26 protein-coding genes are annotated in these 22,740 nt (G+C 74.0%); 18 read left to right on the forward strand and 8 right to left on the reverse strand.

The features are described from left to right. Positions 1 to 4: 4 nt before the first annotated feature. From NYO98_RS14035 to NYO98_RS14100, 14 genes are all read left to right on the forward strand, one after another. Positions 5 to 370: a lycopene cyclase domain-containing protein gene (locus tag NYO98_RS14035; RefSeq protein WP_268112362.1), complete on the forward strand. Its 366-nt coding sequence runs from the start codon at positions 5 to 7 to the stop codon at positions 368 to 370. Continuing rightward, positions 367 to 714 carry a lycopene cyclase domain-containing protein gene (locus NYO98_RS14040; RefSeq protein WP_268112363.1) on the forward strand — a complete coding sequence of 116 codons (348 nt, stop codon included), beginning with the start codon at positions 367 to 369 and terminating at the stop codon, positions 712 to 714. Before NYO98_RS14035 ends, NYO98_RS14040 begins: the two co-directional genes overlap by 4 nt. Further along, entirely contained in the window at positions 711 to 2,114 is a 1,404-nt protein-coding gene (locus NYO98_RS14045) for a cytochrome P450 (protein WP_268112364.1), read from the forward strand. Before NYO98_RS14040 ends, NYO98_RS14045 begins: the two co-directional genes overlap by 4 nt. Further along, positions 2,111 to 3,292: a glycosyltransferase family 2 protein gene (locus NYO98_RS14050; protein WP_268112365.1), complete on the forward strand. Its 1,182-nt coding sequence runs from the start codon at positions 2,111 to 2,113 to the stop codon at positions 3,290 to 3,292. The genes NYO98_RS14045 and NYO98_RS14050 overlap by 4 nt, the downstream gene beginning before the upstream one ends. Continuing rightward, positions 3,292 to 3,792, forward strand: coding sequence for a glycosyl-4,4'-diaponeurosporenoate acyltransferase CrtO family protein (locus NYO98_RS14055; protein ID WP_268112366.1), 501 nt, complete (start codon positions 3,292 to 3,294; stop codon positions 3,790 to 3,792). Before NYO98_RS14050 ends, NYO98_RS14055 begins: the two co-directional genes overlap by 1 nt. Beyond that, the gene (locus NYO98_RS14060) at positions 3,789 to 4,658 is read left to right on the forward strand and encodes a phosphatase PAP2 family protein (protein ID WP_268112367.1); all 870 of its coding nucleotides are present in this window, start codon (positions 3,789 to 3,791) and stop codon (positions 4,656 to 4,658) included. The genes NYO98_RS14055 and NYO98_RS14060 overlap by 4 nt, the downstream gene beginning before the upstream one ends. Further along, entirely contained in the window at positions 4,655 to 5,494 is an 840-nt protein-coding gene (locus NYO98_RS14065) for a UbiA family prenyltransferase (protein ID WP_268112368.1), read from the forward strand. Before NYO98_RS14060 ends, NYO98_RS14065 begins: the two co-directional genes overlap by 4 nt. Continuing rightward, positions 5,491 to 6,702, forward strand: coding sequence for an NAD(P)/FAD-dependent oxidoreductase (locus tag NYO98_RS14070; protein WP_268112369.1), 1,212 nt, complete (start codon positions 5,491 to 5,493; stop codon positions 6,700 to 6,702). The genes NYO98_RS14065 and NYO98_RS14070 overlap by 4 nt, the downstream gene beginning before the upstream one ends. Before the next feature lies 1 nt (position 6,703). Beyond that, positions 6,704 to 7,768: a type III polyketide synthase gene (locus NYO98_RS14075; RefSeq protein WP_268112370.1), complete on the forward strand. Its 1,065-nt coding sequence runs from the start codon at positions 6,704 to 6,706 to the stop codon at positions 7,766 to 7,768. Then, the gene (locus tag NYO98_RS14080) at positions 7,765 to 8,328 is read left to right on the forward strand and encodes an isoprenylcysteine carboxyl methyltransferase family protein (protein WP_268112371.1); all 564 of its coding nucleotides are present in this window, start codon (positions 7,765 to 7,767) and stop codon (positions 8,326 to 8,328) included. The genes NYO98_RS14075 and NYO98_RS14080 overlap by 4 nt, the downstream gene beginning before the upstream one ends. After that, positions 8,321 to 9,361: an NAD(P)/FAD-dependent oxidoreductase gene (locus NYO98_RS14085; protein WP_268112372.1), complete on the forward strand. Its 1,041-nt coding sequence runs from the start codon at positions 8,321 to 8,323 to the stop codon at positions 9,359 to 9,361. Before NYO98_RS14080 ends, NYO98_RS14085 begins: the two co-directional genes overlap by 8 nt. Then, positions 9,358 to 10,026: an isopentenyl-diphosphate Delta-isomerase gene (gene idi, locus NYO98_RS14090; protein ID WP_268112373.1), complete on the forward strand. Its 669-nt coding sequence runs from the start codon at positions 9,358 to 9,360 to the stop codon at positions 10,024 to 10,026. The genes NYO98_RS14085 and idi overlap by 4 nt, the downstream gene beginning before the upstream one ends. Before the next feature lie 95 nt (positions 10,027 to 10,121). After that, positions 10,122 to 12,227 carry a SpoIIE family protein phosphatase gene (locus NYO98_RS14095; RefSeq protein ID WP_268112374.1) on the forward strand — a complete coding sequence of 702 codons (2,106 nt, stop codon included), beginning with the start codon at positions 10,122 to 10,124 and terminating at the stop codon, positions 12,225 to 12,227. Positions 12,228 to 12,293: 66 nt separating this feature from the next. Beyond that, the gene (locus NYO98_RS14100) at positions 12,294 to 12,857 is read left to right on the forward strand and encodes a potassium channel family protein (RefSeq protein WP_268112375.1); all 564 of its coding nucleotides are present in this window, start codon (positions 12,294 to 12,296) and stop codon (positions 12,855 to 12,857) included. 42 nt (positions 12,858 to 12,899) lie between these two features. Here NYO98_RS14100 and NYO98_RS14105 read toward each other — a convergent pair whose 3' ends face one another. Beyond that, positions 12,900 to 13,448, reverse strand: coding sequence for a hypothetical protein (locus tag NYO98_RS14105; RefSeq protein WP_268112376.1), 549 nt, complete (start codon positions 13,446 to 13,448; stop codon positions 12,900 to 12,902). After that, positions 13,441 to 14,937 (reverse strand): peptide ligase PGM1-related protein, encoded by a 1,497-nt coding sequence (locus NYO98_RS14110; RefSeq protein WP_268112377.1) that lies wholly within the window; start codon positions 14,935 to 14,937, stop codon positions 13,441 to 13,443. The genes NYO98_RS14105 and NYO98_RS14110 overlap by 8 nt, the downstream gene beginning before the upstream one ends. A 144-nt stretch (positions 14,938 to 15,081) precedes the next feature. Here NYO98_RS14110 and NYO98_RS14115 point away from each other — a divergent pair, with 144 nt between their 5' ends. The 3 genes from NYO98_RS14115 (at position 15,082) to NYO98_RS14125 (ending at position 17,007) form a co-directional block, all read left to right on the forward strand. Further along, positions 15,082 to 15,945: a class II glutamine amidotransferase gene (locus tag NYO98_RS14115; RefSeq protein WP_268112378.1), complete on the forward strand. Its 864-nt coding sequence runs from the start codon at positions 15,082 to 15,084 to the stop codon at positions 15,943 to 15,945. Between the two features lie 7 nt (positions 15,946 to 15,952). Further along, the gene (locus tag NYO98_RS14120) at positions 15,953 to 16,480 is read left to right on the forward strand and encodes a DUF1269 domain-containing protein (protein WP_268112379.1); all 528 of its coding nucleotides are present in this window, start codon (positions 15,953 to 15,955) and stop codon (positions 16,478 to 16,480) included. Positions 16,481 to 16,572: 92 nt separating this feature from the next. Continuing rightward, complete coding sequence (locus NYO98_RS14125) at positions 16,573 to 17,007, forward strand: DUF7144 family membrane protein (RefSeq protein WP_268112380.1); 435 nt, start codon at positions 16,573 to 16,575, stop codon at positions 17,005 to 17,007. A gap of 47 nt (positions 17,008 to 17,054) precedes the next feature. Here NYO98_RS14125 and NYO98_RS14130 read toward each other — a convergent pair whose 3' ends face one another. The 6 genes from NYO98_RS14130 to cls form a co-directional block, all read right to left on the reverse strand. Beyond that, entirely contained in the window at positions 17,055 to 17,411 is a 357-nt protein-coding gene (locus NYO98_RS14130; protein WP_268112381.1) for a hypothetical protein, read from the reverse strand. 160 nt (positions 17,412 to 17,571) lie between these two features. Next, positions 17,572 to 17,868, reverse strand: coding sequence for an SHOCT domain-containing protein (locus NYO98_RS14135; RefSeq protein ID WP_268112382.1), 297 nt, complete (start codon positions 17,866 to 17,868; stop codon positions 17,572 to 17,574). Positions 17,869 to 17,892: 24 nt separating this feature from the next. Next, positions 17,893 to 18,363: a DUF6325 family protein gene (locus tag NYO98_RS14140; protein WP_268112383.1), complete on the reverse strand. Its 471-nt coding sequence runs from the start codon at positions 18,361 to 18,363 to the stop codon at positions 17,893 to 17,895. 117 nt (positions 18,364 to 18,480) lie between these two features. Further along, entirely contained in the window at positions 18,481 to 19,251 is a 771-nt protein-coding gene (locus NYO98_RS14145) for an MBL fold metallo-hydrolase (RefSeq protein WP_268112384.1), read from the reverse strand. Between the two features lie 4 nt (positions 19,252 to 19,255). Further along, a complete protein-coding gene (locus NYO98_RS14150) occupies positions 19,256 to 19,726 on the reverse strand; it encodes a hypothetical protein (RefSeq protein ID WP_268112385.1) in 471 nt (156 codons plus the stop codon). A gap of 12 nt (positions 19,727 to 19,738) precedes the next feature. After that, positions 19,739 to 21,190: a cardiolipin synthase gene (gene cls, locus NYO98_RS14155; protein ID WP_268112386.1), complete on the reverse strand. Its 1,452-nt coding sequence runs from the start codon at positions 21,188 to 21,190 to the stop codon at positions 19,739 to 19,741. A gap of 254 nt (positions 21,191 to 21,444) precedes the next feature. On the opposite strand from cls, the gene NYO98_RS14160 reads away from it, so the two are divergent. After that, a complete protein-coding gene (locus NYO98_RS14160) occupies positions 21,445 to 22,734 on the forward strand; it encodes a phage holin family protein (protein ID WP_268112387.1) in 1,290 nt (429 codons plus the stop codon). Positions 22,735 to 22,740: the final 6 nt, after the last annotated feature.

A 22,740-nucleotide genomic window follows, 5' to 3' on the forward strand; every position in this document is an offset into this window, starting at 1 on the left:
CCCCATGAGCCCCTCCCACTGGGCCTACGTCGCCATGCTGGCGTTCTGCCTCGCAGGCACGCTGCCGCTGGTGCCGGCCTTCCGGCTGCGGGTGCTCAAGCAGCCGGGGCGGCTGCTGCTCACCGTTGCGCTTGCCGGGACGCCGTTCCTGCTGTGGGACCTCTGGGCCACGCACGTCGGGCACTGGTGGTTCGACGCCGACCAGACCCTCCCGTGGCGCGTCGCCGGGCTTCCGCTGGAGGAGATCGCCTTCTTCGTCGTCATCCCGGTGGTGTCGGTGCTGACCCTGGAGGGCGTGCGCGCCGCCCGTCGCGGCGTACGACCCTGGTCACCGCGCACCCGGGAGGATGGCGAGGTGACCTCGCCATGACCTACACCACCATCGCCGTCCTCTGCGTGCCGCTGGCCGTGGTGCTGGACCGGTGGGTCGCCCGCACCCGCCTCACCTCGACCCGGGACTGGTGGGCCGCCTACGCGATCATCGTGTTCTTCCAGCTCCTCACCAACGGCTGGCTGACCGGTCGCGAGATCGTGAGCTACTCCGGCGACGCCATCATCGGCAGCGGGCAGGTCACGGTCCTGGGCGACGGTCGCCTGTTCTACGCACCCGTGGAGGACCTCGGGTTCGGCTTCGGTCTGGTACTCGGCAGCTGCATCGCCTGGACGTGGCTGGGCCGTCGGCGCGACGGGTCCGCCGAGCAGGTGCGCGGATGAGCGTCGCCACCCGACTGCAGTCGATGCAGCCGACCGACGTCGGCGTGCCGGGACCGACGTCGTGGGACATGGCCCGGGCCTTCCGCTCGGTGCGCGCCGACCCGCTCACCTTCCTCGGCGAGGTGTCGCGGCACTACGGCGACACCGTCTCCTTCCCGGTGCCCGGGGCGCCGGCCCTGCTGCTCAACGACCCCGCCGACGTCAAGCACGTGCTCCAGACCTCGGCGCGCAGCTGGGGCAAGGACACCGTCCAGTACGCCGCCCTGGCGCGGGTCACCGGACCCGGCCTCCTCGCCTCGGCCGAGCCGAGCTGGATCGACCACCGGCGGCTCGCCGCGCCGGCCTTCCACCACCAGCGCCTCGAGGCGGTGGGCCTCGAGGTGCGTGCGGCCGCCCGCACCGCCGTCGACGCCCGGCTGGGCGGACCGCACGCCCGCGCGATCGCCGCCGGGGCGGTCGTCGACGTCGCCGCGCTGACCCACACGATCGGCCTCGACGCCGTGGGTCGCGCGCTGTTCAGCACCGACCTGTCCGACCACGCCCACGACCTGCTGGCGGCCACGAGCGAGGCCGCCGACCTGGTGGTGCGCCTCGGGCGCTCGGTCCTCCCCCGCGCCGAGTGGACCCCCACCCGGACCAACCTCCGCCTCCGATCCGCCCGTCGCCGCCTCGACGCCGGCGCCGCCGCGATCATCGCGGAGCGGCGGGCCCGCAACGCCCGCACGGGCGGCACGACCCACCACGGCGACGACCTGCTCGGGCTGCTCCTCGACAGCGGGATGGCGGACGGCGAGATCCGCGACGAGCTCGTCACGATGGTCATCGCCGGCCACGAGACGGTGGCCGCCGCGCTCGCGTGGACCCTGATGCTCCTGGCCGAGCACCCCGAGGCGCAGGACCGCGTGCGCTCCGAGCTCGACGCCCACCCCGGGCCCGTGCCGCTCGTGGGCCACCGCGACCGGCTGCCCTGGACCCGTGCCGTGGTCGACGAGGCGCTGCGCCTCTACCCGCCGGCCTGGGCCATCTCCCGGCGCTCGCACCGCGACGACGAGCTCGGCGGGCGTCGCGTCCCGGCCGGCACGCTCGCGATCATCAGCCCCTGGCTGGTCCACCGACGCCCCGACCTCTGGACCGAGCCCGAGGCCTTCCGTCCGGATCGCTTCCTCGACGGCACCACCCGCACCGGCTACCTGCCCTTCGGCCAGGGACCGCGGCTGTGCATCGGCCGGGAGTTCGCGCTCGGGGAGATGGTCGTCGTCCTCGCCGAGCTGCTGCGCGAGCACCGCGTCGAGGTGCCCGGCGGGCCGGGCGGCTGGAGGCGACCCGTCGCGGAGGCGAAGGTCGCCGTCCACCCCCGCGGTGGCATGCCGCTCGTCGTCCGACGGACGGGCACTCCGTGACGGCCGCGCTCCTCGTCGACCTCGTGCTCGCCGCGCTCCTCCTCGGAGCCGCGGTGTGGGCGCAGCGGCTGGTGGCCGACCTCCGCACCCTCCCGCGTGTCGGTGTCGCGAGCGGCACGAGTCCGTCGGTGTCGGTGGTGGTCCCCGCGCGTGACGAGGAGATGGCACTGCCGGCGCTGCTGCGGTCGGTGGCCGAGCAGGTGCCGCCCGTCCGCGAGGTCGTCGTCGTCGACGACGCGTCGCGCGACGCGACCGCCGCCGTGGCCCGCGACGGGGGCGCCCGGGTCGTGCCGGCCGGCACGCCGCCACCGGGCTGGACCGGCAAGGCGTGGGCCTGCCACACCGGCGCCGCGGCGACCACCGGCGACCTGCTGCTCCTCCTCGACGCCGACACGGTCCTCCGGCCGGGTGCGCTCGCGGGCCTGCTCGCAGCGCACGCCCGGCACGGCGGGCTCGTGTCGGTGCAGCCGCACCACGACGTCGTACGCCCCTACGAGCAGCTGTCGGCCTACTTCAACGTCGTCGCACTGATGGCCAGCGCTGCCTTCACCCGTCGCGGCCGGGACGACGCCGCCCACGCGCCGATGGCGTTCGGACCGTGCCTGTTGTCCTCCCGCGAGGACTACCGCCACGCCGGTGGGCACGAGGCCGTCCGCGCCGACATCCTCGACGACGCCGCCCTCGCCGCCGCCTACCAGCGGGCGGGGCTGCCCGTGTGGTGCGCGGTCGGGGGCGACGCGGTGCGCATGCGCAGCTATCCCGGCGGGCTGGGCCAGCTCGTGGCCGGCTGGACGAAGAACATCGCCTCCGGGGCAGCGGACGCGGCGCCGTCGGCGACCGCCGCCACCGTCGCCTGGATCAGCGCCCACCACGCCGTCGCCGTCGGGGCGGTCCTGTCCCTCCTCGTCGCGCTGACCGGACGGGGCGGGTCCCTCGTGGCCGGCAGCCCGCTCCTGTGGGCGGCGGCCTACGTCGCCGTGGCCCTGCAGCTGCGCTGGCTGCTCCGCCGCGCCGGCTCGTTCCGGTGGTGGGCGTGGTCGCTGTTCCCGGTGCCCCTGCTGGCCTTCGACCTCGTCTTCGCGCGCTCGCTCGCCCTGACCGTCGTCCGCCGCTCGGTGCCGTGGCGCGGCCGCGACGTGTCCCTCGCGCGCGGCCCGTCCGGGGAGGAGGTGGTCTGATGCTCCGACTCGTCATGCCCCAGACGGCCACCATCGTGGTCGACGTCGTCGCGTGGGGCGTCTTCCACGCCGCCACCGGCTATGCCGCGCACCGGCTCGGTGACGAGCGGCTGTCCCGCGACGGCTGGGGGCTGCGGGAGCGGGCCTTCGAGGACCGCGGCCGGTGGTACCGCCGACGGCTGCACATCCACCGCTGGAAGGACCGGCTCCCCGAGGCGGGCGCGCTGTTCGAGGGCGGCGTCAGCAAGCGCGAGCTGCCGGCGCTCGACGCCGACGGCCTCGAGCTGTTCGTGCGCGAGACCCGACGCGCCGAGCTGGGGCACTGGTGGGCGCTGTGGTGCAGCCCGCTCTTCGTCCTCTGGAACCCGCCCCTGGCGGCGTTCCTGCTCGCCGCCTACGGCGTGCTGGTCAACCTGCCGTTCATCGCCGTCCAGCGCTACAACCGCTTCCGGACCCAGGCCCTGCTCGCGCGACTCGCACGCCGGCGGAGCACGACATGACCACCCCCGCGACCTCCCGGTCCCGCGTCGGTGCCGCCTCGGCGGCGCCGCAGGGCGAGGTCGCGGCCCCGCAGGAGTCCCGGCACGGGCCGATCGCCCAGCTGCTGATCGCGTGGTCGCCGCTGAGCGCGATCCTGGTGGCCTACTGGGTGGCGCAGTGGGTCACCGCGCCCCTCGGGGTGGGCAACGGCGCCGACACCAACCGGCTCGGCGCGAGCCTGCACGTGCTCGGCCCGGCGCGCGCCGACGAGACGCTGCTCGGCACGGTCCCCAGCGTGTGGCTGCAGGCCCGCCTCGTGGACGGCTCGGCTCACTGGTACGACGTCGTGGCGGCGCTCGTCTACGTCACCCACTTCGTGACCATCCCGCTCATCACCGCGGTCGTGTGGTTCCGGCTGCGCGACCGCTTCGGCCAGTGGCTCACCGCGGTGCTCGCGATGTCCTTTCTCGGCATCGCCGGCTACCTCGCCTACCCGGCCGCGCCGCCCTGGCTCGCCGCCCGGCGCGGCGACATCGGCACGCTCGAGCGCATCTCCCACCTCGGCTGGGAGCACCTCGGTCTCGACGCGGTCGGCCGGCTCGTGCAGCTCGGGCAGTCGGGCAGCAACCCGGTGGCCGCGATGCCGTCGCTGCACGCCGGCGCCGCGCTGCTGGCGGCGCTGTTCCTGTGGCCGTCGGTGTCGGTGGTCTCGCGCGCCCTGCTGGCGGCGTACGCCCTGGCCATGGCGCTGACCCTCGTCTACACCGGCGAGCACTACGTGGTCGACGTGCTCGCAGGCTGGCTCGTCGCCATCCTCGGCATCGCCGTCTCGCAGCTGGTGGTCCGCCTGACCCGCGAGCCCCGGGCGTCGGGAGGGGCGACATGAGCACCCGCCCCGTGACCGGCGTGGCCGCCGGCCGCTCGTCCTCCCCCTCGCACGCCCGCGCGCTCGTGGGCGCCGCCCACGCGGGGCCGGCCCTCGCGGTCACCGTCCTGGCCGCGCTCCTGTCGGTCGCGCAGGGCCTGCCCGCGACGACGACCGCGGTGCTCGTGGCCGCCGTCCTCGCCGGCCAGCTCTCGATCGGGTGGAGCAACGACCTCGTCGACCGCTCCCGCGACCGCGCGGCCGGGCGGGGTGACAAGCCGCTCGCCGCGGACGACGGCCCGGTCGCCGTCGTCCGGGTGGCGTGCGGCGTCGCCGTCGTCGCATGCGTCGTCCTGTCGCTCGCCCTCGGACCCGCCGCCGGTCTCGTGCACCTGGCATGCGTCGCGTCGGCGTGGGCCTACAACGTCTGGCTGAAGGCGACGGTCTGGTCCTGGGTGCCCTACGCCGTGTCGTTCGGCGGGCTCACGGCGGTGGTCACCCTCGCCGACGGCGAGGCACCGCCGTGGTGGTGGCCGGTCGGCGCCGCGCTGCTCGGCGTCGCGGCCCACCTCCTCAACGTGCTGCCCGACCTCGCGGACGACGCCGCCACCGGCGTGCGCGGTCTCCCCCACCGCCTCGGGGAGCGACGCATCGCCCCGGTCGCCGCCGTCGTCCTGGTCGCGGCGACCACAGTGGTCCTCGTCGGGGCGGGGCCGCCGGTGGCCGCCACGGTGGCCGTCGCGGTCGTCGTGCTCGCGCTGGCGGGCGTGGTGGTCGTCGGCACCGGACGCCGGCCCTTCGTCGCGGCGGTCGCCATCGCCCTGACCGACGCCCTGCTGCTGGTGGTGGCCCGATGAGCCGCGGCAGCGCCACCGAGCACTGGGACCTCGTCGTCGTCGGTGCCGGCCCCGCCGGGTCCGCGACCGCGCTCGGCGCGCTGGCCGAGGACCCGGGCCTGCGCGTCCTGCTCCTCGACCGCAGCGAGTTCCCGCGCGACAAGTCCTGCGGCGACGGCATCGCCCCCCACGTCCTCGACGCCCTCGCACCGGTCGGAGCCGCCGACGTCGTCGACGGGTGGGCGCCGCTGCGCGACCTCGAGCTGGCCCATGGCGACGTGTCGGTCGCGGGCCCCATGCGTCGCGAGGTGCACGTCGTGCCGCGGCAGGTGCTCGACGCCCGGCTCGTCGAGCGGGCGGTGTCCGCCGGAGCGGTGCTGCGCACCCACCGCGCCACGTCGCTCAGCCGCACGGGCACCCCCGTGGTGTCCGGCGAGCTGTCCGCCGACGTGGTCGTCGGCGCCGACGGCGCCCACTCCTTCGTCCGGACGGCGCTGCTGGGCAAGCGCCGCGAGCCGCGCGCCATCGCAATCCGCGGCTACGCACCGACCACGCCCGAGATGGCGGGGAGGCAGGTCATCCGCTACGGCAACCGGCGCCAGCCGTCCTACGCCTGGGCCTTCGACCGCGGCGACGGCCTGGCCAACGTCGGCTACGGCGAGCTGCTGCCCGGCGAGCGCCACGGCGGTGCACCGAGCCGCAGGCTGCTCCTCGACCAGCTGGAGGAGCTGGTCCCCGGCGCCGCCAGCACCGGTGACGACTGGCGCGGCCACCACCTGCCCCTGAGCACCTGGCGGTGGGACCAGCCCGACGGCCCGGTCCTGCTCGTCGGCGACGCCGCCGGACTCGTCAACCCGATGACCGGTGAGGGGATCTACTACGCCGTCGCCACCGGGATCGCCGCCGGACGCACCGCGGCGCGGGCGGTCCGGGCGGGTCGGCCCGCGGAGGCCGGCGCCCGCCACCGGCACACCGTCCGCGCCCTGCTCGGGACGCACCTGCGCCACACGTGGGCGGCCTCGCGGCTCGCGCAGTCGCCCCGCATCGTCGACGCGGGCATCCGCGCCGCCACCCGCGACCGCCACGCCTTCGACGCGCTCGTCGAGCTCGGCCTCGGCGACGGCCGCATCGACGCCCGGCTGGCGGGCGGCCTGCTGCGCAGCCTCGCCCGCCCGGACCGACCCGCCCGACCCGACCTGCCTTCGACCCCCACACCCCGAGGTGGCTGACATGAGGATCCTCTCCGTACGAGGCGCACTGCCGTCCCACTCGCACCCGCAGGCCGAGATCACCGAGGCCTTCGGCGCGTTCATCTCCGAGCGCAGCCTCGACCGGTCGTTGCTGCGCCGCTTCCACGCCAATGCCGGGGTCGAGCGACGCCACACCGTCCTGCCGCTCGACCAGTACGCCGGGCTCGGCGACTTCGGCCACGCCAACGACCTGTTCATCGAGCACGCCGTCGAGCTGGGCTCGCGCGCGCTCGTCGACGCCCTCAAGGCCGCCGACCTCACGCCCTCCGACGTCGGCCTCGTCGTCACCGCGACGGTCACGGGGCTCGCCGTGCCCTCGCTCGACGCCCGCATCGCCGCCCAGGTCGGCCTGCGGGAGGACGTGCGCCGGATGCCGCTCGTCGGGCTCGGCTGCGTCGCCGGCGCCGCCGGCATCGCGCGCGTCCACGACTACCTCCTGGGGCACCCCGACCACACCGCGGTGCTCATCGCCGTGGAGCTGTGCTCGCTGACCGTGCAGCGCGACGACGCGTCGGTGCCGAACCTCGTGGCGAGCGGTCTCTTCGGCGACGGGGCCGCGGCCGTCGTCGCGGTCGGGTCGTCGGGCCCGTCCGGCCGGCCGGATCCCGTCGAGGTCCTCGACTCGCGCAGCCGCCTCTACCCCGACAGCGAGCGCACCATGGGCTTCGACGTCACCGGCAACGGCCTGCGCATCGTGCTCGACGCCGAGGTGCCCACCCTGGTGGGCCGCTTCGTGCGTGGGGACGTCGACGCCTTCCTCGCCGACCACGGCCTCACGCGCGCGGACATCGGCTGGTGGGTCTGCCATCCCGGCGGTCCCAAGGTGATCGAGGCGCTCGAGCAGGCACTCGAGGTGCCGAGGGACGCGGTCCGGCTGACGTGGGAGTCGCTGGCCCGGGTGGGCAACCTCTCCTCGGTGTCGGTCCTGCACGTCCTGGAGGACACCCTGCGTGAGCGTCCCCCCGCCCCCGGCAGCCACGGCGTCCTGATGGCGATGGGCCCGGGCTTCTGCTCCGAGCTCGTGCTGCTGAGGGCCGCGTCGTGACCGGGCTCGTCGCGTTCACCGTCCTGGTGGCGCTCGTCGGCCTCGAGCGGGTCGCCGAGCTCGTCGTCTCGACCCGCAACGCCCGGTGGAGCCGCGAGCGCGGCGGTGTCGAGCACGGGCTGGGGCACTTCCCGTTCATGGTCGTGCTGCACACCGGCCTGCTCGTCGGCGCGCTCGCCGAGGCGTGGATCCGGCAGCCGCAGGTCCCGGCCGCCCTGGCGTGGTCGATGCTCGCGCTCGTCGTCGCGTCGCAGGCCCTCCGCTGGTGGTGCATCGCCACCCTGGGCCCGCGGTGGAACACCCGCGTGATCGTCGTGCCGGGGATGCCGCCCGTCACCTCGGGTCCCTACCGGTTCCTGCGCCACCCCAACTACGTGGCCGTCGTGGTCGAGGGGATCGCGCTGCCGCTGGTGCACGCGGCCTGGATCACCGCGCTGGTCTTTACCGTCCTGAACGCCGCCCTGCTCGTCGTACGCATCCGCGTCGAGGACGCGGCACTGGCCACCCTGCCGCGATCCGACGCGGCCCCGGAGCCCCGGACGGAGGCCGCCGGTGCATGACGTGGTGGTGGCCGGTGGTGGGCCGGTAGGCCTCGCGGCCGCGCTGCACGCCCACCGCGCCGGGCTCTCGGTCGTGGTGCGCGAGCCCCGGACCGGTCCCATCGACAAGGCGTGCGGCGAGGGACTGATGCCCGGCGCCGTCGCCGAGCTGGCCGTCCTCGAGGTGCACCCGCACGGCCGCGAGCTCAGCGGGATCCGCTACCTCGACGCGAACGCCGGCGGCCCCGGGGCGACCGCGAGGTTCGCCCGTGGGCCGGGACGCGGGGTCCGCCGCACCGTGCTCCACGATGCCCTGGCCGCGCGGGTCGCCGCCGCCGGGATCGTCGTGGACCCCCGCCCCGTCGCCCGTGTCGACGACGCCGGCGACCATTTGCTCGTCGACGGCGAGCCGGCCCGCCACCTCCTCGCCGCGGACGGCCTGCACTCCCCCGTGCGGCGCCTCGTCGGCCTCGACGCGCCCGTCTCCGGGCGGCGCCGCTTCGGGCTGCGCTGCCACGTGCAGCAGGCGCCGTGGTCGTCCTACGTCGAGGTGCACTGGTCGCCGCGCGCCGAGGCCTACGTGACCCCCGTCGACGACGACCTCGTCGGCGTGGCCGTCCTGGGAGCGGCCGGGTCGCGCTTCGAGGAGCTCCTCGACGACTTCCCGCTGCTCCAGCAACGCCTCACCGGCCCGCGCACGCGGGTGATGGGCGCCGGCCCCCTGCGACAGCGCGCCCGCTCGCGGTCGGCCGGGCGGGTGCTGCTCGTCGGCGACGCCGGGGGCTACGTCGACGCGCTCACCGGCGAGGGCATCGCCCTCGGCCTCGCCCAGGCGCGCGTCGCCGTCGCCTGCATCGCCGAGGGCCGCACCGAGCACTACGACCGGCTGGCCGGTCGGCTGGGCCTGCGGCACGAGCTGCTCACGCACGCCCTCCTGCGGGCCACCGCCCACGCCACCGTCCGCAGGCGCCTCGTCCCGGCCGCGTCCCGGCTGCCGTGGCTCTTCGACACCGCCGTCAACCAGCTCGCCCGACCCGTGGGGAGGCCCGCATGACCACGTCCGACAGCACGACCGACACCACCACCGACAGCACCGGCACGACCGGCACCGTGACGCCCGAGCTGGTGGTGCTGCTCGACGAGGACGGCCGGGCCGTCGGCACCGCCGACAAGGCCGGCGTCCACCACGCCGACACCCCGCTGCACCTGGCCTTCTCCTGCTACCTCTTCGACGACGCCGGCAACGTGCTGGTGACCCGGCGGGCACTGCACAAGCGCACCTTCCCGGGCGTGTGGACCAACAGCTGCTGCGGACACCCGGCGCCCGGCGAGCCCCTGGCGGACGCCGTGCGTCGCCGCGTCGAGCAGGAGCTCGGGACCACGGTCGGCGACCTCCGCCTGGTGCTGCCGCGCTTCCGCTACCGCGCCGAGCAGGACGGCGTCGTGGAGAACGAGATGTGCCCGGTGTTCGTCGGCCTCGTCTCCGAGGCCGTCCCCGGCGACACCTCCCCCGCCGTGTCCCCCGACCCGGACGAGGTCGAGGACGCGCGGTGGGAGCCGTGGTCGTCGTTCCGCGAGTCGGTCCTCGACGGCAGCCGGACGGTGTCGGTGTGGTGCCGCGAGCAGGTGGCCCAGCTGCCCGCCGACCCGGTGTCGGCGGTCGCGGCCGACGTCGCCGAGCTGCCGCCGGCCGCGCGGGTCGTCGACGTCCGGCCCTGAGGTTGCGCCGTTCGGGCGCGCGGGGCCGCGCCGTGTGACACGCTGTGCCGGTGCCTCGACGAACGTGGGCTACCGACCTGGCATGAGAAGGGCCTGTGACCGACGACGACTCCGCGACGCCGAGAGCGCGGTCCTCACTCGACGCCGAGAGCGACCGCCTCGCGTGGCGGCTCGCCGTCGAGGCCGCGGGCGTGGGTGCCTTCGTCTGGGACCTGGTGACGGGCGACCTGCGCTGGGACGGCCGGCTCCTCGAGCTGTTCGGCCTCGACGAGGAGAGCTTCGGCGGGACGATCGAGGCCTTCAACCGGTGCGTGCACCCCGACGACATCGGCCGCGTCTCCGACGCCCTCCAGCGCGCCATCGCCACCTGCGGTGACTACGACGCGGAGTACCGCGTGGTCCTGCCCGACGGCACCCTCCGCTGGATCGAGGCACGCGGGCACGCGTTCGCCGACCAGCCCGACGGCCCACCCGTCCGCCTCGTCGGGGCGGCGTACGACACCACCCAGGTCCGCGAGGGCGAGGCGCGCGTGGGACGCGTGCTCGAGTCGATGTCGTCGGCCTTCTTCCAGCTCGACCACGACTGGCGCTTCAGCTACGTCAACTCCGAGGCCGAGCGGCTGCTGGGCTCCACGCGCGTGCACCTGATCGGCGCCAGCATCTGGGAGGCCTTCCCCGCCGCCGTGGGCAGCACGTTCGAGGAGCACTACCGGGGCGCGGTCTCCTCGGGCGAGCCGGTGACCTTCGAGGCGTGGTACCCGCCACCGCTGGACGCCTGGTACGAGGTGCGCGCCTGGCCGTCCCCGGAGGGCCTGGCCGTCTACTTCGTCGACATCACCGCCCGGCGTGACGCCCAGGAGGCACTGGACCGCTCCGCCCACCGCCTCGCCCTGCTGGCCTCGGTGTCGGAGGCCCTCACCGCGACGCTCGACCCGACCGAGGGGGTCAGCCGGCTCGCCACCCAGCTGGTGCCCGAGCTCGCGGACTGGTGCCTGGTGACCCTCGTCGAGGACCCGCACGCGACCGACTGGCGACGGGGGCTGCGCGACGTCGGGTGGTCGCACCGCGACCCCGCCATGGAGGGCGTCCTCCGCGACTACGCCACCCGGCGGCTGCTCGCGATGACCGACAGCTCCTACCTCGCCCAGGCGATCCGGGAGATGACGTCGGTGCTCATGGAGTCGTCGGCGTCCGAGGCCGTGGCCGGGGTGCTGGAGCCCGGCACGGCCCGCGACCTGCTGCGCCGCCTCGCGCCGTTCTCGGCCGCGGTGGTCCCCCTGCGGGCCCGCGGTCGCACCGTCGGCGTGGTCAGCGCGTTCCGCGACATCCACCGCACGCCGTTCACCACCGATGACGTCGCGCTCCTCGAGGACATCGGCGCCCGGGCGGCGCTCGCGCTCGACAACGCGCGCCTCTACGAGTCGCAGCGCGACGTGTCCGAGGCGTTGCAGCGCAGCATGCTCACCGCGCCGCCGCAGCGCCGGGGCCTGCAGGTCGCGACCCGCTACACCCCGGCCGGTGAGGCGGCCCGCATCGGCGGCGACTGGTACGACGCCTTCCTGCAGGGTGGCGCGGCCACCGCGACGCCCGACATCGTGGTCGTCGTGGGGGACGTCGTCGGCCACGACGTGGAGGCCGCCGCCGCGATGGGGCAGGTGCGCGGCCTGCTGCGCGGCATCGCCGTGCACAGCGGTGACGCTCCCGCCGCCATCCTGTCCGGCCTCGACACCGTCATGCAGTCGCTGCAGCTCGAGACCACCGCGACCGCCGTCGTCGCCCGCTTCGAGCAGGTCGGCCCCGCAGGCAACGGCGCACCACGGGTCCTGCTGCGCTGGTCCCACGCCGGCCACCCGCCGGCGCTGCTCGTCGACCACGCCGGCACGGTCACGCGGCTGGCGGACGCCGACGCCAACGACCTGCTGCTGGGCTTCGACCCGGCCGCGGCCCGCCACGAGGGCGTCGTGGCGCTCGAGCCCGGCGCGACCCTGGTGCTCTACACCGACGGTCTCGTGGAGCGTCGCGACCGCGACATCGAGGACGGCATCGAGGCGCTGGAGCGCCTGCTCGGCGAGGTGGCTCCCGCGACCCGCGACCTCGACCAGCTCTGCGACCGGCTGCTCGGCGCCATGGCCAGCGAGGTGCAGGAGGACGACGTCGCGCTCCTCGTCGTCCGGTGGGCTCCCGAGGCCCAGGTGGTGTAGCGCACCCGCCCGTTCACCCCCCTCGGGGGAGGTCAACCCGCGTGCTCATGCCGGATGGTGCGCAGCATGAGCCAGCCCTGGGCCCCGGCCTCCCGGCAGGAACTCTGGACGCGGGGACTCCTCGTGCTGTGCCGGGTGGTGCTGGCGGTGACGCTGCTGTGCGTGACGTACTTCATGGTGCCGACGAGGCGACCGTCGTACGGGGTGCCGTGGGTGGTCCTGCAGCTGCTGGTCTTCCTCGTCGTGGTCGGCGCCCAGGTGCCCGCCATCATCCGGTCGCGGAACCCCGTCCTGCGCGCGATCGAGGCCCTCGCGGTGCTGGTCCCGGTGTACCTGCTGATCTTCGCCCGGATCTACCTCGAGAACTCGCTGGCCGACCCGTCGGGCTTCAACCGCCCGCTCGACCACGTCACGGCGCTGTACTTCACGGTGACGGTCTTCGCCACCGTCGGGTTCGGGGACATCGTCGCCTCCAGCCAGAGCATGATGCTGCTGGTGACGGTGCAGATGATCCTCAACCTGGTCGTGCTCGGGCTGGGGATCAGGCTGCTCACCTCGGCGGCGCGGCGCGGCATCGCCCGTCGCGGAGGCCTGCCCGACATCGGGGACCGCGACCATCCCCTCGTCTGAGTGACACGCTGCCGGCGACTCTCCGACCCGTCCGGCCGCTGCTCAGTGCAGGAACAGCTTGCCCAGCACCGCCAGCAGGCCCAGCGATGCTGCGCCGGCCGACTCCAGCACGAGCCGCCAGCCGCCGATGCCCGCACGGTGCGCTCCGAGGTAGCCGATGACGGCGAGGAACACCACGGAGAAGCACAGCGCCCAGTACGCCGCACCGCTGGAGGAGAGCCCGAGGAGGTAGAGGACGAGGTAGACCACGATGGCGGGCGCGGCGCCGACGAGGATGAAGACCTCCTTGGCCGCCGCGTGGGGCGTGCGGCGGTAGAGCGGGCGGCGGTCACCCTCGAAGAGCATCTCCTGCGTCTCCGTGTACACGTGGGCCAGCCAGTAGACGACCACGACGGCGGCGACGCTGAGCGCGACCCGTTGGGCGTGGGAGAGGTTGGCGCTCACGGCAGCCAGTGAGCTGGCGGCGATCACCGCGCCGTACAGCAGGCCGCCCGGATCGCGTCGGGCGAGGGTGTCCGCCGCCCGGCGTCGGTGGCCGCTCGTCTCGGCGTCGTCGGCGCGGTCGGCGCGGGTGCGCTCCGGTTCAGGCATCGATCCTCCCGTCGGACATGCTGCCGGACGGGCCGAGCATCCGCGACCCTCCCCGGATCGCCGCGACCGTCGCGTCGTGGAGCCGCTGGGCCTGGGCGGCCGACCGCCCGATCGTCGTCAGTCCCACCAGTCCGCTGGACGCCAGGCCGTTGAGCATGTGGAGGACCGTGCCGACACCGCGGTGCGTGTCGAAGGACAGTCCGGCCCGCTCCACGGCCTCGATGACGTCGCTCTCCGCCCGCCCGCGCCAGGCCGGGTCGAGGAGGTTGTCGGTCGCGCTGTAGCAGCGTCGTGAGCCGTCCGGCATCGACCACGTGCCGCTCGCGCGGTCGTAATGGCCCGTGGTCAGGTTGTGCAGCAGGGACAGCGGGTGGGAGGTGCCGCTGCGGCGCAGGTTGATCTCGAGCCCGTGGAGGCGCCACCGCGAGGACGAGGTGCGGGTCGCCGCGAAGTCGACCCCGAACCGGCCCAGGGCGCCGCGGTCGGCCAGCAGCTGCCCGACGGAGGCGCCGTACGCGGTGAGGTCGCTGCGGTAGTCGCGGCTCGCGGGGAACCGGCACCCGAGGTAGGCCTGGCGGTCCGTGCCGTCATGGACCTGCTCGTGCGTGGCGATGACGTCCACGCGGCGCCCCGGCGTGATGTCGCCCTGGACGCTCGGGCTGGACACCTCCGGACCGGTCAGGAGCTCCTCGACCACGGCTCCGGAGGCGAGGCCGGAGAGGTAGTCCGGTCCGAGTGACTCGACGGCCGCACGGAGCCGGGTCGGGTGGGGGACGTCGGCGAACCGGAACACGCGGTTGCCGATGCCCGTCGCGCTGTCGTCCAGCTTCACGACGGCTCCCACGGCAGCGGGACGCTCCTGCCGGATGGCCTCGACCGCCGCGACGACCTCGTCGACGCTGCGGACGTCCTCGCACCCCGGGGCGACCGGCACGCCGGCCTCGCGCATGAGCCGGCGGCCGTTGCTCTTGAACCCCAGCGGCCACAGGCTGGCGGGCGTGCCGGCGAGCGGCAGCCCGAGGACCCGCGCGACCTCCATCTCCGGCTGCGTGACGTTCCACGGCTCGATGAAGGCGAGGCGCCCGCGGGTCATCGACCGGACCACCTCGAGGAGGTCCGGTCTCTCCAGGAGCTTGACGGTCACCGACCGCGAGGTGCGGTCGGGGACCTCCACCACGTGGAAACGCGAGCGCACCCCGTCGCGGAGCCCGCGCTCGACGAACGAGAGGTAGTAGGCCATCACCCGCTCGGTCGGCCGCTCGGACGTCACGAAGACCATCTCCGCCCCGGGGAGTCGCGCCAGCCGGAGCACCGTGAGCAGCTGTCGGTGCTCCAGGGTGGCGATGCGTGGTCCGAAGTGCGCCAGCAGCCTGGGCTCGACGCTGTAGGACGGGAGGACCACCACCGTGTGCGGCACCGTCGAGCCGGGGCGGCTCGCGGCCAGGGCGCGTGCGAGGTCGCGCGTCGCCGGCGGTTCCACGGATGCCATGTCTCGCCCACCTCGCACGACGCACCTTGGTCCGCCCGACGCTACGGCCCGTCGCCGCGGTCCGACCTCACCTCGCACGGGTGAGCCGCCGGCGCCCTCCCGCGCGTGGAATGGGAAGGCTCCCGGACGGAAGGAAGAAGTGCCATGTGCCGCTGGCTCGCCTACTCCGGTTCGCCGGTCCTCCTCTCGGACCTCCTCTTCGCGCCGGAGAACTCGCTCGTCGTGCAGAGCCTGCACTCGCGGCTCGGGGTCGAGGCCGTCAACGGCGACGGCTTCGGGGTGGGCTGGTACGGCGCCCAGGAGGAGCCGGGCATCTACCACAGCACCGAGCCCGCGTGGAGCGACCGCAACCTGCGTGAGCTCGCGGGCCATGCGTCCGCCGGCCGGGTCTTCGCCCACATCCGCGCGACGACGGGCACACCCGTGCAGCAGACCAACTGCCACCCCTTCCGGCACGGGCGCTGGCTCTGGATGCACAACGGGGCGATCGCCGGCTTCTCGTCGGTCAAGCGCGACCTGACGCTCGCGGTCGAGCCCGCGCTGTTCCCGCTCATCGAGGGATCGACCGACTCGGAGCTCTTCTTCTTCCTCGCCCTCACCTACGGGCTCGAGCAGGACCCGCCCGCCGCGGTGGCCCGGGCTGTCGGACTCATCGAGGAGACGGGGCGGAAGCACGGCGTGCCCCTTCCGATCCAGATGACGGTGGCCACCACCAACGGCGAGACCACGTGGGCGTTCCGCTACTCCAGCGAGGGCAGGTCCAGGTCGCTGTTCCACAACGCCGACGTCCGCACGCTCCGGCTCCAGCACCCCGACAACGTCACCCTCCAGCACGTGTCCGACGACGCCCGCATCGTGGTGTCGGAGCCGCTGGGGAGCCTGGAGGGTGCGTGGCGCGAGGTGCCCGAGTCGAGCTGTCTCGTCATCGAAGGGGGCCGTGAGCAGCTGCACCCCTTCGCGCCGGTCCCGGGCGCTGCTCCGGCGGGCTCCGCCGCAGCGGCGCTGTGAGGCGAGGATGACGGCCCTGACGGTCTGGCGCTACGACACCCCCTTCGGGGCCGAAGCCGGTGCCGTGCGCCTCAAGGCCCTGGCGGAGCGCCATGTCCTCACCGTCCACGACGCGATCACGATCGCCTGGATGCCGCAGGCCGAGGAACCGGTGATCGGCCACGTGAAGCACCCGACCGCCTCGGCCGTCGGCAAGGGGTCGGTGCTCGGTGGTCTCGTGGGCATGCTGGTCCTGGCGCCGGTGGCCGGGGCCGCGCTCGGGGCCGGGGTCGCATCCGTCTCGGCGCGCCTCCGAAGGTCGGGCATCGACGAGCAGTTCGTCGAGGAGCTGGGTGCGCAGCTGACGCCGGGCTCGTCGGCCCTGCTCGTGCTGTCGAGCGACGGGAACCTGGACGAGCTGCGACCGGCGATGGAGCGCGAGCTGAAGCGGGGCGACGTCGTGCTGCTGCACGCCGAGCTCTCCGAGGACGCGCCGGCGGCCATCGTCGAGGCGCTGGACGAGCTCCGGAGCAGCGAGGGGCCGTCCGAGCCGTGACCGCGACGCGGGACGTCACCCACGCCGGGTGAACCCGCCGCACCGATGTGGTGCGAGCCTGAGCCGGACGGACCCGGACGAGGAGGAGCACCATGACCAGCGACACCACTCGGCCGCAGCGTCAGGAGCCGGACGAGAGACCCGCCTCGCCCCTGTGGACCGGCATGCTCGGCTTCGCGTCCATCATGCTGCTGCTGCTGGGCGGCTTCCACGCACTGGGCGGCTTCATCGCCCTGCTGGAGAACCGGGTGTACGACGTCAACGCCAGCGACCTGCTCCTGTTCCAGAGCTACCGCGGGTGGGGCATCGCCCACATCGCGGTCGGCGTCCTGGCGTTCATGACCGGGATCGCGCTGTTCTACCGCAAGCCCTGGAGCCGGGTCGCGACCATCGTGCTCGCGTCGCTCAGCGCCCTGATGAACCTGACGTTCCTCTCGGCGTCCCCCGTCTGGTACGGCCTGCTCATCGTCCTCGACATCCTCGTGCTCTACGCCGTCACCGTTCACTTCGACGACGAGCTCGACTAGGCACGCGGCCCGCGGGGCCCCCTCGCTCGGTCGCGCCCGTCCCGGGGTCAGCGACGGTCGAGGCCGCTGAAGTAGCGGTCGACCCGCGCACGCACGGAGTCGTCGATCTCCGCGTCCTCGTGGGCCGGGGCGGACAGCAGCTGCACCCGGGTGAGGTCGACGCGGACCGTCCGCTCGTCGTGGCGGATCGAGGAGACTGCGAGCGCCGGCACCACGCGCCGCCCCGCTGCGGGAACGGCGTCCACCACGAGGTGGGCCGCGCCCGGCGAGCTGGTGGCTCGCACGACGGATCCGAGGCGGCCGTCGGTGGCCTCGACCTCGTAGCCGACGAGGTCGCTGTCCAGGGTCCACGTGGACTCGCGGTAGTCCCACACCGACGGTCGGTAGTTCCACAACGCGTTCATGCTGTCGCCTCGCTCAGGACCGCGGGCCCGTCCCGCGCACAGACCTCCAACGCGCGCAGGCTCGCTCCGTCACGCCGAGGGCCCCATGTCAGTACCCCCGGTCAGCGCGTTTCACGCAGGACTCCTCGGGACGACCGAGGAGGTGCGGCGCCGGGCGCCGTCAGCCGTTGAGGATGCGGTTCTTCTGCTGCTCGAACTCGAGGTCGTTCAGCACGCCGGCGGCCTTCAGCTCGCCGAGCTCCTTGAGCTGCGCCAGCTTGTCGTCCATGCCGGACGACGGGGCCGGGGCGGGCGGCGGCGGGGGGGCGTACTGCTGCTCGGGCGGCGGGGCGGCGTACTGCTGCTGCTCCTCGTTGGCCCACCTGCCCGCCTGCCTGCGTGAGACCCGGTTGGAGACGGCCGTGGCGGTGCCGGCGACGACGGCGGTGCGTGCGACACCGCGGAGAAGACCTGGCATGACGTGTTCCTGTTCTCTCGTGGATCAGACCTGGGCGGCGGGCGCGTCGGCTGCGTCGACGGCGGCCAGCAGCGCCTGGACGGGGATGCGGCCACTCGCGACCAGCTGGCCACCCCCTTGACGGACGGCACGGGCGAAGGGCGCGGCCCAGACGTTCTCGTAGACGAGGATCCCGGCGGAGCTGCCCGCCTCGAGGGCGTTGCCGGCCTCGTCGAGGTCGCTCTCGTCGAGCAGCCCGGACGAGGCGCCCTCGAAGACGGTGAGGTCGAGCTCGCCGTCGCCGTCGACGTCGCTGATGTCGATCGCGTGGATGGTCCCGTCCTCGTCCTTCATGACGAAGGCGAGGTCGAGGATGCGGATGAGCCCGCGGTCGACGAGGTCGAGCAGGATCGGGAAGCCCTCGCCCGTCATCCTGCTGCCCGGGAACTCGACCACGATGTAGTCGATCGGACCCATGAGGTCGAGGTCGTCGCCGGTCTCCTGGTCGTTGCTCATGCTCTCCTCCTGCGGCTCGGTGGGACGCGACTCGGTGGGGTGTCACCCGGCCCGTCGTCCTCTCGGAGCCTAAGGAGGGCGAACGCCGCCCCGCCTCACCCAGAGCGGATGAGCCCGTCAGGGCAGGGTCGCCGACGACCCGATGTCCAGCACGGACGCCCGGCACGACGGCGCCTCGTGGGCCAGCGCCTCCACGAACCGCGGACCGGCGAGGTCCATCCAGCCGCGCGGGAACCTCCCGCCGACCGGGACGTGGAGGGTCTGCCAGTGCACCGGGACCGCGGAGCGGGCAGCCACCAGCCGGCACGCCGTCGCCGCCTGCTTGGGCCCCATGTGGCCCGGGGAGAGTCGGGGACCCCACCCGCCGACCGGGACGACCGCCACGTCGATCGGTGAGCCCGCCAGTCCCGGGTGGCCCGCCATCCCCGGGTAGAGGTCGGTGTCGCCCGCGAGCCACACGACTCCCGAGGGGCCCCTGACCAGGTGCCCGTTCGCGGCGTTGGGTCGGTGCGGCATCGGCCGCGAGTGGTGCACGGCCGGCACCAGCCGGACCGCCACGTCCCCCGTCTCGCCGACCGGCGCCCACTCCCCCTCGCCGAGGCCGCGCCCGTCCAGGCCCTTCTTCCTCACCCACACGGCGTTCTCCGGCGCGGTGAGCACCGGTACGTCGTCGAACAGCCGCAGGGAGCCGACCTCCGCGTGGTCGTGGTGGAGGTGGGAGAGCAGGACGACGTCCGCGCCGGACCACGCCTCGCCGTCCGGGGCGGCTCCGCCGCGTCGCCGCAGGACCCCGTTGTGCCGCCGCAGCAACGGGTCGGCCACGATCCGGACGCCGTCGATGTCGACCACGACGGTGGCGTGCCCGAGCCAGGTGAGGGTGATGGCCATGGAGCTACGGCCAGTCGCTCCAGTCGCTCCTGGGCCAGGAGCGCGGCCCGCGCCTGCGTGCCTCGCGGGACAGCACGACGGACAGGCGCAGCGCCGTACGCGCGTCCCGCAGCCACCGGCGGACCGCGGGAGCCGTGAGGGACAGCACGAGCACGAGCAGCAGCCCGAGCGGCGCCGAGACGGCGACGAGGCCGGCTGCCCCGACGGACGCGAGGGCGCCCATCGAGACCACGTCGACGACGACGCGCACCTTCGCGGCCTCGACCTTGCCCGCGCACGCGACGAAGAGCAGGACGGCGACGCCCACGCTCGCCAGGACGACCACGCTCGGGACGAGCCATCCCCACTGCACGACCGCCAGCAGGAGGCCGATGGAGCAGCACCAGTGCAGGCACCGCCACCAGGTCCTGTCCCGGTCCCGGTCGAGCACGCCTTGCCGGTCCTCGAGCCACAGGTCACGCGTGGTCCGTGCCATCGTGGTGTCCTCTCACTGGAGCGCGGCCGTGAGCCGCATCGTGTTGTCGAGGTAGCGCTGCCAGGGCGAGCGCTGCCGCCACTCCTCGAGGGTGAGCTCGCGCGACAGCGTCCGGTAGTCGTCCTCGACCTTGCGGAACCGGGCGACGATGTCGGCGCCGGTGAGCATCATCGAGACCTCGTGGTTGAGCGCGAAGGAGCGCAGGTCCATGTTGCTGGAGCCGATGACGGCGACGTCGTCGTCGATCGAGAAGTGCTTGGAGTGGAGCACGGCCGGCGCCGGGTAGAGGTGGATGCGCACGCCAGCCTCGAGCAGCGCCTCGTAGTAGGAGCACTGCGCGTGGTAGACCATGAACTGGTCGCCCTCCTCGCTGACGAAGAGCTCCACCTCCACGCCGCGGCGCGCGGCCGTGGTCACGGCGTACAGCAGCGGCTCGTCCGGGACGAAGTACGGGCTGGTCAGCGAGACACGGGACTGCGCGGAGTAGATCAGCGCCGTGAAGAGCCTCAGGTTGTTCTCCGTGACGTAGCCCGGCCCGCTCGGAAGCACCTGTGCCGTCACGCCGCCCGGATGGCTCTGCGGCTTCGACGCGGCGACCTGCTCGGTCAGGCGCTCCTGGGTCTCGGTGAACCAGTCCTTCGCGAAGACGGCCCGCAGGGCGCTGACGGTGGGGCCGTCGACACGGGCGACCAGCTCGACCCACTCGCGACCGGCGGCGTGGTTCTTCGGCTTGTTGTAGCCCGGCTCGATGAGGTTCTGCGACCCCATGAACGCCACCCGGCCGTCCACCACCAGCAGCTTGCGGTGGTTGCGCAGGTCCGGGCGCTGCAGCTGGCCCTTGAACGGGCGGAACGGGAGCATCGGCCGCCACTGGATGTCCGTGCCGTCGAGGCGCTTCGCGAAGTCGTCGTACCCCGGGATCCCCCGGGACCCCAGGTGGTCGACGAGCAGGCGCACCTCGACGCCCCGCGTGGTGGCCTCGACGAGCGCCTCGAAGAACGGAGCGGTCACCTCGTCCCAGGCGGCGATGTAGAACTCGACCTCGATCGACGTCTCGGCCTTCGCGACCTCGGCCGTCATGGCGGCGATGGAGTCGTGGTAGCCCGGGATGAGGTCGACCTGGTTCCCGCCCTGGAGGGGCAGCGCGCCGAGGTTGTAGGTGAGCGCCGCCATCGACGGGAGGTACGCCGGCTCGGCGACCGTCCACGCGGGCAGGCTTTCCGTGGCGGCACGGATCGCCGCGTCCGCCTCACGCTGCCGCGCCAGCCTGCCCCGTCCCAGGCTCGTGCGTCCCAGGACGAGGAAGACGAGGAAGCCGGCCAGCGGCACGATCAGGATGAGGATCAGCCACGCCATCGCCGACGAGGGCTTCTTGTTGCTCGGGAGCACCCCGAGCGCCAGGAACTTGATCACGTAGTCCAGGACCACCACGGCGGCTCCCAGGACCACCGGGACGTTGTCCATCACCGCGCCCGCACGCGCCGGTGGCGCCGGATCGTCTCCACCCCGTCGAGTCTCGGGCACGAGTGGCGCCCGCGTATCACCCTCCACGAGTGAGCCGCCGCGCGGACGCACGCACGGGTGGCCCGCCCCCGTCCGATTCCGTCCGCCTCACCCACGCCGGATGACGACACCGGGACCGCGGCGCCGGAGCATGGCGTGGTCAGGACCCGCGCGGACGTGGGTCGAGGAGGCGACGAGGGCGGGCAGGTGAGCCGATGCGCCTGCTGCCGGAGGAGCGCTCGGACGAGGTCAGCGCGCTGTCGCGCAGGGTCGCTGCGTCGTTCCTCGGCCAGTCCGTGCGGCGCTTCGCCCTGATGGACGGGTTCGACCGCTGCATCGTGGTCTCCTCCCAGGTCCTGACCGCCCTGATCCCGCTCTTCATCGTGGTGGCCAGCGCCGCACCGGCGGGACAGGAGGACGTGATCAGCCGGTCCATCATCCGGAGGTTCAACCTGACCGGCTCCTCGGCCGACGCCGTGGAGCAGCTCTTCGACGCCCCCGCCGGCGCCTCGAGCAGCGTGTCCGTGTTCAGCGCCCTGCTGCTGATCTACTCCGCGATGGCGTTCAGCCGCCGGCTCCAGTCGATGTACCGGGCGGCGTGGGGGCGGACCAACGCCGGGATGCGGAGCACGTTGTACGCCGGGCTGGGACTGGTCGCCTTCACCCTGATGGCCGGTCTCTCCTTCCTGGTCCGCGAGCTGGCAAGCCGGTTCCCGCTGGAGTGGCTGTGGTCGATCCCGGTCACCGCCGGCGTCGGCCTCGTGCTGTGGACGGCCATCCCGTACCTCCTGCTCGAGCGGCAGGTCCACTGGCGTCGACTGCTCGCGACGGGCGGCGCGTCGGCGGTGGGCGTGACGGTCCTCGCGATCGGCACGCCCATCTACATGCCGGCACTAATGGAGGGTGCCACGAGCGACTTCGGCCTCTTCGGGGTGACGATCACCCTGCTCGGGTGGCTCCTCGCCGCAGCCTTCATCCTCATCGCCTGCGCCGTCATGGGGGCGCAGTTCGACACCTCCGACGCGCGGTGGCTCGTGCGGATCAAGACCCGGTTCTCGCTGACCGACCCGGCGGCGGGCGAGCCGCCGGCTCCCGGGCCCCACGTCGAAGCCGGCCTGACGAGCGACGACCTGCTGACCATCGTCCGCGTGCTGGTGAACTGGTGCATCATGGCCGCGGCGGTGTGGGTCGCGACCGCGGTCGTGCCGGGCATCGAGGTCAACGGCGGGTTCGGCACCTACCTCGCCGTGTCGATCCTCTTCGGGCTGGTCAACGCGATGGTCGGGCCGGTGCTGGAGTGGCTGGTCGGCTCCCAGTCGTGGCTGCGGATGGGCACCTCGGCGCTCCTGGTCAACGGCGCACTGCTCGCGGTCACCGCGGGCCTCAGCGCCAACCTGGACATCGCCGGTCCGGGCACCGCCCTGCTGGGGGCCGCGGTGATCGCCGTGACCGGGACGCTGCTCGAGCTGGTGATCAGGCCATCCGAGTCGAGCCACGGCACCTGAGCGGGC

It is taken from the genome of Nocardioides pini, from assembly GCF_026712185.1.
In the GTDB taxonomy this organism is placed as follows: domain Bacteria; phylum Actinomycetota; class Actinomycetes; order Propionibacteriales; family Nocardioidaceae; genus Nocardioides; species Nocardioides pini.